This window comes from Nonomuraea sp. NPDC049129 (assembly GCF_040648495.1).
In the GTDB taxonomy this organism is placed as follows: Bacteria; Actinomycetota; Actinomycetes; order Streptosporangiales; family Streptosporangiaceae; genus Nonomuraea.
Genome location: NZ_JBEZDU010000017.1, coordinates 107,232 through 120,362 on the forward strand (window position 1 = coordinate 107,232; position 13,131 = coordinate 120,362).

Sequence of the window (13,131 nt, forward strand, 5' to 3'; positions counted from 1 at the left end):
TCTCTAGTGACAGGAGCCCTGGCTGCTCGGCGGGACGTCGAGCGTGGGGTTGCGATCGAAGAACCCGACGGGCTTCAGGGTGAACCCGCACGTGTCGACGGGCATGATCGGCCAGTCTTCGGTACGGGGGAAATGGGTCAGCCCGAACGTGTGCCACAGCACGATGTCCTGGCCGTCGATGTCGCGGTCCGCGGCCGTGTACGCGGGCAGCCCGGCGCCACCCGGATGCTGATTGACCAGGTCACCAGCCGGATAGCGCTCCCGGGGATGGTACCTGGTGACCCAGAGATGGCTGGTGGCGAACTCCGCCCTGGCGCGAATCGAGGAGTTCTCGTGGGCGAGCAGGGTGGGCAGGCCCTCGGGGTACAGCGCGTAGCCGACGGGCTCGCCCAGGCGGTTGGTCACCTCCGGGTTGACCACGTGCCAGGTGCGGCCCGTGGCCAGGTCGGCGTCGCGCCGGCCCTCCGCTTCGGTGCGCAGCCGGGTGGCCTTGCGGCCGAAGGCGTTGCCGTACGGGTTGCGCTCGTCCATGGGCAGGCGTACGACCTCCACCTCGTCCACCGCGTTGGCCGGGCCGTCGACCATCATGTCCAGCCGCGCGGAGAACAGGTGCTGGTGGTAGGGCGCCGCCAGCCCCGGCGCCACCTGCGAGCCGTACGGCGCGGCCCGCTCGTCGTAGGCGCCGGTGAACACGATGCCGGTGGCCTTGACCTCCAGCTCGATGGTGCCGTCCAGGTAGAGGTACCAGTAGAAGCCATAGTCGTAGTTGCCGACGGTGACGAAGAAGGAGATCACCAGCCGCCGCTGCCTGCGTGTCTCGCGGGAGTCGTTGGCCGGGTCGGTGTGCTTCCACAGCACGCCGTAGTCCTCTTCGTGCATGCAGATCGCGTTCGGCAGCACCTTGGGCGAGCCGTCGCCGCCGGTGACGGTGACGTCGAAGTAGGTGATCTCGCCCAGGCAGTCGCAGCCCAGCTCCAGCGCGTTGGCCAGCTTGCCGAGCTGGTATTCGCCGGTGTCGAAGTAGTTCTGCCAGAACCGGACCGGGCTCGGGTCCCCGTAGGGCACCAGCATCTCGGCCACCGACGCCCGGTAGACGATGGGCCGGCCGTCGAAGCCGATCTGGTGCAGGACCAGGCCCTCGCGCATGTCGTAGCCGAGGCGGACGTTCCACTTCTCCCAGGTGACGAGATTGCCGTCGATGCCGAAGCTGGGGCCCTCCGGCTGGGTGATGTGGATCGGGCGCTGGCTGGTGCGGTGCTCGCGCTCCAGGTGGTAGTCGCCCGGCTCGGCGGGGATGGGCAGCACGCCGGTGTCGACGATCTCGATCACCACCCCCTTGAGCAGGTCGACGAAGGCCACCAGGCCGTCGATCGGGTGCGCCCAGGGCAGGCTCTCCTCGGTCGGGCGCAGGTGGGCCAGCACGCGGGCGATCCGCCTGCCCTCCTCGCCCGGCAGGCCGTAGCTACCCGCCGACAGGGCGGCGAGCCACACCAGGGCCGTGTCGTCCAGGCCGCGCCGGGCCAGCGCCGCGGCCCAGCCGGCGTCGGCGCCGAGCACCCGCCTGACCAGCTCGTGCTCCTCGTCCAGCATGGGGACTTGGCCGTCGGTGATCGGGTCGATCGGCCGGCGCTCCACCACGTGTCCCTCGGTGAGCGAGACGACCACGTCCTGCGCCTGCTCGCTCGCCAGGTCGAGCACGAGGGCGCGGGCCCGCCGGGCAGCGGGCGCCTCGCCGAGCACGTCCTCCTTCGGGGGCTCCTCGATCCCGAGGTAGGCCACCCGGCCGGTGGCGGCCAGCACTCCGTCGTCCGCCATGATCCGCCTGGCGTCCTCGATCTCCTGCGCACTGAGCGGGTCGAGCGGATGCGACCGCTCCCCGACCCCGAGAACCCGCCGTCCAGCTGCCATCCGGCTTTCCGCCCCTTTCTTGCCGGAACGTTCCGGCATGCGGGCCAACATACTTCCGCCTCAGGACGAGGACAAGACCTTTCGCCAGGTCGATACATGGCGGAAACAGATCAACGGTGGCGCTAGCATCAGGGCGTGCGCGCAGACGAGCCGGCCACTATCCTCACGGTCGCCAAGACGGCAGGGGTCTCCAAGACGACCGCGTCCGACGCGCTCAGGGGCTCCGGCCGGGTGTCGGAGGAGACCAGGGCCAGGGTGATGGAGGCCGCCGACGCGCTCGGCTACGTACCCAACGGGTCGGCCAGGCACCTGCGCCGCGCGAGCACCGGCACCATCGGCCTGCACGTGCCGGAGGTGCTCACCCGCTCGTCCTACTACATGTCGTTCGTGTTCGGGGTCGTGCAGGGGGCGGCCGACAACGACTACGACGTCACGCTGATCACCTCGGGCCGCCGCACCCCGCGCGTCGACGGCCTCGTGCTGGGCGACCCCCTGGGCGACGACCCGATCGTGGCCAAGCTCATGGACACCGGCCTGCCCACGGTCACCTGCGAACGCTTCACCGGCACCGGCCGGGCCGACGGCGTGGTCCGCTCCGAACACGCCGAGATGCTGGGCCGTCTGATGGACCACCTGCGCGCCTCCGGCGCGACCCGTCCCGCGCTCATCGTGGCCGGCGACGTGAGTGACTGGGCCGCCTCCGTACACCGGGGGTTCCGCGACTGGTGCGTCCGGCACGACGTGGACCCGCTGGTCCGTACGGTCCCCTTCGACTGCTCGGCGGGCGAGGTCCACGAGACCGCCCGCGAGCTGCTGGCGCTGGAGCCGCGCATCGACGCGCTGGTGTGCGGGCCCGCCGGATCGGCCACGGACCTGCTGCCGCTCCTGCGCGAGGAGGGCCGCGACCTGCTCCGCCGTGCAGACGACGGCGACCCGCGTCGCGCGGGGGGTCGCCACCTGCTGCTCGCGTCGTGCGTCGACAGCCCCGCCATGCAACTGGCCGACCCGCCCATCACCGCCATCGACCTGCGTCCCAGAGAGGCGGGGGTACGATGCGCGGAGCTGCTCTTCGACCTGCTGTCGGGCACGGCTCCGGCGGGGACGGAGCGGATCCACCCCATCGAGCTCACCCTGCGAGCCTCCACGCGGGGTTCATGACGCGCCTTCGGCATCGTGGACGACCAGGGCGAGCTGGACCCGGTTGTCCAGAGCCGCCTTGGTGAGAATGCGCGAGATGTAGCCCTTGACCGTGCCGACGCTCATGTGCAGCTCGGCGGCGATGACCGCGTTGGGCTTGCCCTGCCCCACCGCCAGCGCGACCTCACGCTCCCGCTCGCTGAGCCGCGCCAGCACCGTCCGGGCGTCGGCCCGGCGACGGCTCTCCTCCTCAGGCAACAGGTGGGCGATCAGCCGCCGGGTGACGCTCGGGGACAGGATCGGCTCGCCGTCCACGACCCGGCGGATGGCATCGACGATCCCCTCCGGCGGGGTGTCCTTGAGCAGGAACCCGCCGGCCCCCGCCCGCAGCGCCTTGAACACGTGCTCGTCGGCGTCGAACGTGGTGAGCACGACCACCTCGGGCGCCTGGGGCCGGCTACGCAGCCGCCGGGTCGCCTCGATGCCGTCGAGGCCGGGCATCCGGATGTCCATCAGCACCACGTCGGGAGCGTGCGCGTCGACCGCGGCCACCACCTCCCCGCCATCGGCCACCGCCCCCACCACCTGGAGGTCGGCCGCGCCTTTGAGCATCAACGCCAGACCGGCGCGGACGAGCGCGTCGTCGTCGACGATCAGCACCCGGATCGACGGCCGGGACGGCGGCGATTGCCGCGTGGGTGGCTGCTGTGGCGGCGGCTCAGTCACACGGGCCATGGTAACCAGGCCACCAGCCGGAACCCCCCGCCCGCCACTGGCCCGCATGCCAACCGCCCACCCGCCAACTCCGCCCGCTCCGCCAACCCGGCCAGCCCCGCCCCCGCCCCGGTCGTCCCGAGATCCGCCCCTGACGCCAGCGCTTCGAGCGCACCGGGACCCGCATCGGCCCCCGGCCGCCCCACATCACCGGCTGACCCCGCGTCCGGGCCGAATGAAGTCATTCCGCCGGGCGGCGCATTGTGCACCTCGACCCGCAGCTCAGCACCCGCCGTACCAGAGAGGACGACCGTGACCGGCTGGCCGGGCGCGTGCTTGCGCGCGTTCGTGAGCCCCTCCTGGACGATGCGGTAAGCGGCGCGCCCGGTGACCTCCGGCAAGTCGGCCAGCCGGAGCCCGTGATCGCGCAGCTCGACCCGCATCCCGGCGCTCCGGGACTCCGCCACGAGCGACGCGAGATCCGGGCGGCCGGGCGACAGCGAACCGTCATCGGACGGGGGCGCCTCGCGAAGCACCGAGATCACCGCCCGCAGCTCCTCCAGCGCCAGCCGAGCGCTCGACCGGATCACCCCCGCCGCGTCGGCCACCTCCCCCGGCGTGGCGTCCGCGTTGAACTCCAGCGCCCCCGCGTGCACCGCCAGCAACGACAGCCGGTGGGCGAGCACGTCGTGCATCTCCCGTGCGATGCCGATCCGCTCGGCCCGGCGCGCCTCTTCGGCGCGCAGCCGCTGGTCGGCCTCGGCCCGGCGGGCCCGCTCGGCCAGCGACAGCACCAGCTCCCGCCGGGTGCGCGCCAGCATCCCCCAGCCGGTCAGCGCCCCGCCGAACAGCACCCCCACCAACGCCCACACCGGATAGGGCGCCAGCCCCGGCGGCCGCCAGGCGAACCTGCCCAGCGTCGCGGCAACCCCCGCCACCCCCACCGCGATCGCGGCGGGCGGCTTCCGGTAGAGGGCCACGATCAGCGTGGCGATCCCGGCCGCCACCGAGGCGGCCGCGGCGGGCACCGACAGCGCGATGACGGCCAGCCCCACGCTCACCGGCCACCTGCGGCACAACCACAGCCCCGCGCAGGCCAGAGCGCCGCCCGCCACATCGGCCACCAGATACCAGCCCGGCGTGCCGCCCGTCAGATCACCCCAGACGACCCCGACCGCGCCGGCGAGCGCGAGGATGAACCCACCCGCCCCGACCACCCAGTCGCGCCGCGACCGAATCCAGCCGGGCCGTACGTCTTCCGCACCGGCCACGAACATGACCGCTGATGCTAGCCCGCCACCGACCCGTGCGTAAGCAACCAAAGTCACTGCCGGAAGACGACCAAGGCTGCCATGGAGCGGTCTTCCGGCAGCAGCGGTGATCACCCGTCGCGCGGCACCGTGGCCGCATGACCACAACAGACTCCAGCGGACGCCGCCGGTGGGCCGCGCTGCTGCTCGCGGTGATCACCCCGCTCGTCGCCGAGCTCACCCTGGGCAACCCACCCCTGAGCCAGATCTGGTTGATGCTCCTGTGGGTGCCGATCTACGGCGCGGGCACCGTGCTGATCCGCGAGCTGGTACGCCGGCGCGGCGCGGGCTGGCTCTCGATCCTGCTGCTCGGGCTCGCGTACGGCATCGTCGAGGAGGGCCTGGCGTTGCAGGCGCTCAGCAGCCCCACCCTGTACGGCGTCGCCGGGTGGGCGCCCAGGATCCTCGGGCTGAACAGCGCGTACACCGAGCTCAACCTCCCCTACCACGCCGTGTTCAGTGTGGCGCTGCCGATCCTGCTGGTCGACCTGGTGTTCCCAGGTCTGCGGGACCGGCCGTATCTGAAGCGGACCGGCCTGGTGGTGACCGGGGTGGTGTTCGTGCTGGGCGGGGTGCTGCTGCGGGTGAGCGTGACGAGCTTCATCGACCCTGGCTACCAGGCGCCGGTCCCGGTGGTGGCAGGCTGCCTGGCGGCCGTGGCGCTGCTCGCGGTGCTGGCACTGCGCGTCGTCCCCCGCGCCTCGCACCCGCTTCCCGGCGTATCACAGACCGCCCGGCGCTCATCGGCTCCGGCTACCGGTACGGGCGCGGTGCCCGGTTCGTGGACCGTGGCGGTTTTCGGGGGGATCGTCGTGTTCGGCTATCTCGCGCTCCTGTTCCCCTTCGGCGGCGCCACGCAGCCCGCCTTCACCCGGGGCGACTGGGTGGTGGTGCCGATGCTGGCCGCCGCGGCCCTCGCGGTGCTCGCGTGGTGGCTGGTCCGCCGCTGGACGACGAGCGGCGCGTGGACCGACCGGCACAGCCTCGCGCTGGCCGGCGGGGCGCTGGTGGCGCACACCGCCTTCGGAGTGCTGGCCAACGCCGCGACCTTCACCGAGCGGGCCGAACTGACAGCGCTCGGACTGGTCATGATCAGCCTGCTGGCACTGCTCGGCCGCCGCTCACGGGCCAGCCAGACAGCTCCCACAACTGGATGATCTTGTCTTCCGCGACGGCGACGAACAGGCGTCCGTCGGGGCTGGAGCCCGCCTGGATCAACAGGGTTGGCAGCGCCGAAGACGTCCGCGACCTCCTCGGCGCTACCCGAAACGAAGCTCGCTACCCGAAGGTGAGGCCGGGAGCCTCGGAAAGCGCCTTCGGGTTCGAGGAGGAGCCGATCTCCAGCTGGAAGGTGCCCGGCTCGACGGCCCAGCGGCCCGCCGCGACGTCCCAGTGCTCGAAAGCGCGCCGCCGGACGGTCACCGTCACCGCGACCTCCTCACCGGGGGCCGCGTCGACCGTGGCGAACCCGGCCAGCCAGCGCCGGGGGCGCTCGACGGCACTGTCGGGGCGGCTCGCGTACACCTGCACGACCTCACGCCCGGGCCTGTCACCGGCGTTCCGCACGCGAACGGTGACCTCGCCCGCCGCACCGTCATCGACGTTGCGGACCTCCGCGGCGCCGTACTCCCAGGTCGTGTAGCCGAGGCCGTGGCCGAAGGGGTACAGGGCCTCGATCTGGCCGCGGTAGCCGATCGCCGGGCCCTCGTCGTAGGCGAGCACGCCATCGACCGGCTGCGTGGCGGCGTGGTCGCCCTCGTGGAGAGGCCATGAGGTGGGCAGCCGCCCGCCGGGCTCCACCCGGCCGAGCAGTACGTCGGCCAGCGCGTTGCCGTACTCCTGCCCGGGGAACCACGTGAGCAGGACCGCGGCGACCTCCTCGTGCCAGGGCAGCAGGACGGGGGCGCCGGAGTTGACCACGACGATCGTGCGCGGGTTCGCGGCGGCGACGCGGCGGACGAGGTCGTCCTGCCGCCCAGGCAGCGCGAGGCTCGTCCGATCGAACCCCTCGCTCTCGACCTCCTCGTTGGTGCCCACGACCACCACGGCGACGTCGGCGGCGCGGGCCAGCGCGACGGCCCGCTCGATCTCCTCCTCATCCGTGCCGTGCGGCGTCTGCAGGTTGAGCTGGAGCGCGGGGCCGGGCAGCCCGCCTTCCGTGCGCTCGCGATCATGTACCAGCGTGACCTCGACGCTCTCACCCGCCGCGAGCCGGACGGGGTGGGTCCGCTGCGGCGGCGTCAGCATGGCCTCGACCATGTCGGCGCCCGGCGGCAGCGTGAGCACGGCGTCGTAAGCCTCCTCACCCGCGACGAGGAGGCGGTGCCGGCCGAGGCCGGAGGAGCCGATCAGGTACGTACCCGCCTCCGTAGCCCTGATCAGGGCACGGACCTCGATCGCGGCGAGCCGCTCCGGCACGACCCCCTCCGGGTAGGAGCCCATCACCCAGTTGAACGCGCCCCCGTCGCGCCGCTCCACCGCGAGCACGGAACCGTTCTCGTCGAGGTATCTCACCTCAGCGCCATGATCCGTACCGTCGGGCAGGCGGAGCCAGGGAGCCCGCGCGATCGGCGTGCGGGTGTGCGCGACGACGCCGATGGCGTGCGTCACCTCGACACCGTCGCCGACCGCCGCCCGCAGGCCGTCCAGCGGGGAGACCGTGTACGGCGGGAACACGGTGGCGCTCCCACCGCCCAGGGTCCTGGCGACCTCCGCGTTGGGTCCCAGGACGGCGATCCCGCGCAGCTCGGCGGGGGCGAGCGGCAGCGCCCCACCCTCGTTACGAACCAGTACGAACCCGGCGGCCGCCGTGGCACGCACTTCGGCCGCGACCCGCTCCTCCGTGTACGCCGCGCCGGCAGCGGCGCCGGCGGTGTCGGCGGTTTCGTTGTCCAGGGCGCCGACCCGGGCGGCCAGGCGGAGGATGCGCAGCACCTTCTCGTCGACGGCCGACTCCGGAACCGTGCCCGCCCGTACCGCCGCCACCAGCGCCTCGCCCCACGGACCCGACGGCCCGGGCATCACCAGGTCGAGCGCCGCGTTGCCGGCCGCCGCCGTCGAACGGGTGGCGAACCAGTCGGACATCACGACCCCGTCGAACCCCCACTCGTCCCGCAGGACGTCCTGCAGCAGCGGGTGCTCGGTCATGGTCGCGCCGTTCACACCGTTGTAGGCGGCCATCACCGCCCACACCTCGCCCTCCCGGACGATGGCCTCGAAGGGCGCCAGGTAGAGCTCGCGCAGCGTCCGCTCGTCCACCCGGGCGTCGAGGGTCATCCGCTGGGTCTCGGAGTCGTTGGCGACGAAGTGCTTGACCGTCGCGCCCACTCCCCCGCCCTGCACGCCCCGTACGTACGCGACGCCGATCCTGGCCGTCAGCAGCGGGTCCTCGCTGAAGCACTCGAAGTGGCGCCCGCCGTACGGGGACCTGTGCAGGTTGACCGTGGGGGCGAGCAGGACGTCCACCCCCTTGCGCCGCGACTCGGCGGCCAGCAGGCGGCCGATCGCCTCGACGCGGGTCTCGTCCCAGGTGGCGGCGAGGGCGGTGGGCGAGGGCACGTTCACGGAGGTGTCGCGCTCGTCCCAGATCTCGCCGCGGACACCGGCCGGGCCGTCCGAGACGACCAGCCGGCGCAGGCCGACGGCGGGTTCCGGGTGGAGCGACCAGAAGTCGGCACCGGTGAGCAGCCTCACCTTCCGCTCCAGGGGAAGGGCGGCGACAAGGCTTTCCAGCTTCATGAGGGGTCCCTGAGCTCGGGGGTAACGGCCGTCAGCACGTCTTTCACTCCCACTACTGATACGTAGAAGTGAGACGTATCCGTAAACGTAGCCGCAGCCCCGAGAGGAGCACAAGAGTCCGACATTTGGTTACATGGGTATAATTGTTATATGCCAGCAACTAACGAGCCCGTCGCCACCCTCCAGGAGACCGGGCCACCCGGCCCGGATCGCCGGCGGCGGTTGCTCATTCTCGCGATCTGCTGCCTGAGCCTGTTCATCGTGGGCCTGGACAACACGATCGTGAACGTCGCGCTGCCCGCCATCCAGCGCGACCTGCACGCCTCCGTCTCCGGTCTGCAGTGGATCATCGTCGCCTACACGGTCGTGCTGGCCAGCCTGCTCATGCTCTCCGGCTCGACCGCGGACCGGTTCGGGCGGCGGCGCACCTTCCAGACGGGCCTGGCGCTGTTCACGCTGGGCTCCCTGCTGTGCTCGCTCGCGCCGAGCCTCGGCTGGCTGGTCGCCGCACGAGCGCTGCAGGCCGTCGGCGGCTCCATGCTCAACCCGGTCGCCATGTCGATCATCACGAACACGTTCACCGATCCGAGGGAGCGGGCGCGCGCCATCGGCGTGTGGGGTGGCGTGGTCGGGATCAGCATGGCCCTGGGGCCCGTGATCGGCGGGGCGCTGGTGGACTGGGGCACCTGGCAGACGATCTTCTGGATCAACATTCCCGTGGGGCTGGCCGCGTTCGTCCTGTGCGCCTTGTTCGTGCCCGAGTCGCGAGCCCCCCGGGCCCGCCCGATGGATCCCGTCGGGCAGCTCCTGGTCATCGTGCTGCTGGCCGGGCTGACGTACGGAGTCATCGAGGCGCCGTCCGCCGGGTGGGGCTCGGGGCAGACCATCGCCTGCTGCGGGGCGGCCGCGCTGGCACTGGCGCTGCTCATCCCGTACGAGCTGCGCCGGGCGGAACCACTGATCAACCCGAGGTTCTTCCGCAGCGTCCCCTTCGCGGGGGCGACGGTCATCGCGATCTGCGCGTTCGCCTCGCTCGGCGGGTTCCTGTTCCTCAACACCCTGTACCTGCAGGACGTCCTCGGCTACTCGGCGCTGCACGCGGGGCTGCTCACCCTGCCGATGGCCGGGCTGACGGTGGTGTGCGCGCCGCTGTCCGGGCGGATCGTCGGCGGCGCCGGGCCGCGCGTGCCGCTGATCGTCGCCGGTGGCGCCATGTCCGTGAGCGCGCTGATCCTGACCGGGCTCACCGCCGACACCCCGACGTGGCAGCTCATAGCCTCGTACGTGGTCTTCGGGCTCGGCTTCGGCATGGTCAACGCCCCGATCACCAACACCGCCGTCTCCGGCATGCCGAGCGCCCAGGCCGGGGTCGCCGCCGCCGTGGCCTCCACCAGCCGCCAGATCGGCCAGGCACTCGGCGTCGCGGTGCTCGGATCATTGGTCGCCGCCGCCGTTCAGGGACCATGGCGTACGGGCTTCCCGCAGGCCAGCCACATCGGCTGGTGGATCTGCACGGCATCCGGCGCGGTCGTGCTGGTGCTCGGTATCCTCACCACAAGCCGCTGGGCCAGGCGCACCGCCGAGCACACGACGGAGCGGCTCGTCCACAGGATGGCGGGCACCGTATGAGCGACGCGACGAACGACAGCGTAGGCGGCGAGGCCACGCAGGACGCCGTCGCCCGTTCCTGGGCGGCCATGTGCTTCCTCGTCCTGAAGCAGGAAAACCGCCGCAAGGAGGTCGCCGACACGCTCGGCATGAGCTTCTTCCGGGCCAAGGCGCTACGCCGCCTGCTGGGCGGCCCGCTCACCATGCGCGAGCTGACCGCCCGCCTGGCCACGGAGAAGCCGTACACCACGCTGGTCGTGGACAACCTGGAGCGGGCGGGCTACGTCGAGCGCAGCGTGCATCCCGACGATCGCCGCTCCAAGCTCGTCACCCTCACCCCGGACGGCGTCGCCGCCGCCCAGCAGGCCGAACGCATCCTGGCCCGGCCACCGCGCGCCCTGCTGGAGCTGGAGCCGGCGGAACTGGCCGCCCTTGACCGGATCATGGCCAAGCTTCAGTCACCCGCAGAGATCACGAGCGAACAAGCGCCCTAAGACGGCCGGAAGCGCCCTGCCCAGGCGGATTGCGGACAATCAACGCTGAACAGGGCGCCATCGTGCTCAGGGACAGGTCGGCTCGCCGCTCTGCGCGGGTACGTTCACCCCGCTCCAGGCCGCCTTGACGACGTTGAACTCGACACAGCCGGTGAACAGCGTCTTGGCCGCCCGCAGCGTGGCCACGCGGGCCTTGGCGTGCGTCCACGGGGCCGTCTTCATGTTCAGGCCGGTCTGGAAGATCTGGCCCGCCTTGCGGATGCCGACGCCGGTGATGGCCGCGCCGCCGTCGCACCGGGTGCTGGCCGGCTTACCGCTCGGGTTCGTGCCCTCGGCCAGCAGGTAGAACCAGTGGTTCTGCGGTCCGGCCGCCGCGTGCACCTCGGTGCTCGGGATGGAGGAGCTGTAGCAGTTCGGGTCACCCAGCGCCGACGGGTTGTACATGTTCCTGATCGGGCCGCTGCCCACCAGGTCGACCTCCTCGCCGACCAGGTAGTCGGGCGGGTCGAAGCTGGCCGGCTCGTTGGCGTACGCCTCGGTCAGCGCGCCGAAGATGTCACCCGTCGACTCGTTCAGGCCGCCGGCCTCGTTGCCGCTGCCGCTGCTGCCGCCGGAGAACTGGAAGACGCCGTGGCCGAACTCGTGCCCGACGACGTCCATCGACGTGGCCTGCCTGCTGCCCGCGGAGTTGCGGCCGAAGGAGGCGTACGACCCGTTCCAGAAGGCGTTGGCGTCGTTCAGCCCGACCCTCGCGGGGTAGCCGCGGCCCGAGCCGTTGATGCCGTTACGACCGAGCCACTCGCTGAGCATGCTCCATTCGTGCTGGACCGCGAAGAGCGCGTCGACGCAGGCCGTCTCCAGGTTCGTGCCGCTGCCGTTGCCCCAGCTGTCGGTCGACTTGGTGTACGCGGAGCCGTTCTGGCCGCCGCACTGGACGCCGGTGCGTGTGGGGTCGACCATCCGGTACGACGGGGACGTGGCGATGGTGACCGGGTTGCCGTTGTAGTAGCTGTTGCCGGTGCCGTCGACCACTTGGTCCCACTTGTCGATGACCTGGCCGTCACGCGCGTCCACGTACACGTGCAGGATGCTCGACTGGTCGGCGGTGGCGGCCACGACCTCCCACGCCAGGCGTGGCGTGGTCGTGGCGGCGTGCACCACGAGAGTCGGCGTGCTGATCGAGGTGGCCTTGGGCGCCACGTTACGGGCCGTGTCCGCCGCCGCCTGCGCGGCGATCTGCGGCTTGGTGTCCAGGGCGATCTTCGCCTGCTGGCCGGTGTCGATCGTGCTGACGGCCTTGCCGGACTTGTCGGTCGTGACGACTACCTCGCCACCGTAGACGGGCAGGCCGGCGTAGGTACGCGTGTACGTGAGGTGCTGTATGCCGTTGACGCCGGCGATGGTCGACGACAGGGAGAAGGCGTCCTGGTCGGCGGCCAGGAGCTGCGTCCGGTTGGACGCGATGACGCTCTGCGCGGTCGCCACCGCGGTGCCGCGTTCCGAGGGTGAGGGTGGGTCGGCCGCCTGGGCGTTCGCGCTTGTGACGCCCGCCGGTGCGGTGATGGTCAGGGCTAACGCGAGTATGGCGGCAGCGCCCAACCTGAGCTTGGGGTTCACGCTCGTTGCTCCTCAGGGGGGTGGAGTGGACGAGCCCCGGCCGGCTGGGGTCGCACTCAGACTCGCATCGCGAGTGACCTAAGAGATACCTCCCAATTTGCCCATAACGCCGTGGTATGGACCTCGTCAGGTGGCGTTATCCAACTGTTCGGCCACCCGCTCCAGGCCATCCCTGATGAGCTGACCGTACTCGTCGTCACCAAGCGCGCCGATCCCGGCTCGGGCCTGCTGGAGGTGCTCGCGGGCGCGGCCGAGATCGCCCAGCTTGCGATAGCACTCACTCATGTTCAGGTGCAACGACGGATACAGGCCCGCCACCGAAAGCGGCACCCCGGCTTGCGCCACCTGCTCGTCGGTGACCTGATCAGCGGCGGCGAGCGCTCGCAGATCCCACATCAGCTCCTGGTGCACGTCGTCCTGCACATCGGCCATCGAGTGGGCGAGAACGCAGACATGCAGCGGATCGCCTTGCTCGCCGCCGATGTCATCCCAGATCTGCGCGAACAGCTCGCGAGCGGCGTCACGCTGACCTCGGTGGTGATGTAACTCCACCCCCTGGCCGATCCGGGCCATCGTCGCGTCGGCGGTCATCAGCGGCTCCTTCA

Annotated in this window: 10 protein-coding genes; 4 read left to right on the plus strand and 6 right to left on the minus strand. The window is 71.6% G+C overall.

Going from position 1 to position 13,131, the window contains the following annotated elements:
- Nucleotides 1-3: 3 nt before the first annotated feature.
- A complete protein-coding gene (locus AB0B64_RS40390; RefSeq protein ID WP_358184619.1) occupies nucleotides 4-1,947 on the minus strand; it encodes a primary-amine oxidase in 1,944 nt (647 codons plus the stop codon).
- Between the two features lie 96 nt (nucleotides 1,948-2,043).
- Here AB0B64_RS40390 and AB0B64_RS40395 point away from each other — a divergent pair, with 96 nt between their 5' ends.
- Nucleotides 2,044-3,066, plus strand: a complete 1,023-nt coding sequence (locus AB0B64_RS40395) for a LacI family DNA-binding transcriptional regulator (RefSeq protein ID WP_358184622.1) — start codon at nucleotides 2,044-2,046, stop codon at nucleotides 3,064-3,066.
- Here AB0B64_RS40395 and AB0B64_RS40400 read toward each other — a convergent pair.
- Together AB0B64_RS40400 and AB0B64_RS40405 are read right to left on the minus strand one after the other, a co-directional pair.
- Nucleotides 3,061-3,771 carry a response regulator transcription factor gene (locus AB0B64_RS40400; RefSeq protein ID WP_358184625.1) on the minus strand — a complete coding sequence of 237 codons (711 nt, stop codon included), beginning with the start codon at nucleotides 3,769-3,771 and terminating at the stop codon, nucleotides 3,061-3,063. The two genes, AB0B64_RS40395 and AB0B64_RS40400, sit on opposite strands and share 6 nt — an antisense overlap.
- Nucleotides 3,768-5,036 (minus strand): histidine kinase, encoded by a 1,269-nt coding sequence (locus tag AB0B64_RS40405; protein WP_358184628.1) that lies wholly within the window; start codon nucleotides 5,034-5,036, stop codon nucleotides 3,768-3,770. Before AB0B64_RS40405 ends, AB0B64_RS40400 begins: the two co-directional genes overlap by 4 nt.
- Before the next feature lie 131 nt (nucleotides 5,037-5,167).
- Between AB0B64_RS40405 and AB0B64_RS40410 the strand changes: the two genes are divergently transcribed.
- The gene (locus AB0B64_RS40410) at nucleotides 5,168-6,226 is read left to right on the plus strand and encodes a hypothetical protein (protein ID WP_358184631.1); all 1,059 of its coding nucleotides are present in this window, start codon (nucleotides 5,168-5,170) and stop codon (nucleotides 6,224-6,226) included.
- A gap of 121 nt (nucleotides 6,227-6,347) precedes the next feature.
- Here the strand turns inward: AB0B64_RS40410 and AB0B64_RS40415 are convergent, their stop codons facing one another.
- A complete protein-coding gene (locus AB0B64_RS40415) occupies nucleotides 6,348-8,807 on the minus strand; it encodes a glycoside hydrolase family 3 C-terminal domain-containing protein (RefSeq protein ID WP_358184634.1) in 2,460 nt (819 codons plus the stop codon).
- Between the two features lie 150 nt (nucleotides 8,808-8,957).
- On the opposite strand from AB0B64_RS40415, the gene AB0B64_RS40420 reads away from it, so the two are divergent.
- Together AB0B64_RS40420 and AB0B64_RS40425 are read left to right on the plus strand one after the other, a co-directional pair.
- The gene (locus tag AB0B64_RS40420; RefSeq protein WP_358184637.1) at nucleotides 8,958-10,436 is read left to right on the plus strand and encodes an MFS transporter; all 1,479 of its coding nucleotides are present in this window, start codon (nucleotides 8,958-8,960) and stop codon (nucleotides 10,434-10,436) included.
- Nucleotides 10,433-10,909, plus strand: a complete 477-nt coding sequence (locus tag AB0B64_RS40425; RefSeq protein WP_358184640.1) for a MarR family transcriptional regulator — start codon at nucleotides 10,433-10,435, stop codon at nucleotides 10,907-10,909. Before AB0B64_RS40420 ends, AB0B64_RS40425 begins: the two co-directional genes overlap by 4 nt.
- A gap of 66 nt (nucleotides 10,910-10,975) precedes the next feature.
- On the opposite strand, the gene AB0B64_RS40430 is transcribed toward AB0B64_RS40425, so the two are convergent.
- Nucleotides 10,976-12,526 carry a M4 family metallopeptidase gene (locus AB0B64_RS40430; protein ID WP_358184643.1) on the minus strand — a complete coding sequence of 517 codons (1,551 nt, stop codon included), beginning with the start codon at nucleotides 12,524-12,526 and terminating at the stop codon, nucleotides 10,976-10,978.
- A gap of 126 nt (nucleotides 12,527-12,652) precedes the next feature.
- Nucleotides 12,653-13,117 (minus strand): hypothetical protein, encoded by a 465-nt coding sequence (locus AB0B64_RS40435; protein WP_358184646.1) that lies wholly within the window; start codon nucleotides 13,115-13,117, stop codon nucleotides 12,653-12,655.
- Nucleotides 13,118-13,131 lie beyond the last annotated feature (14 nt).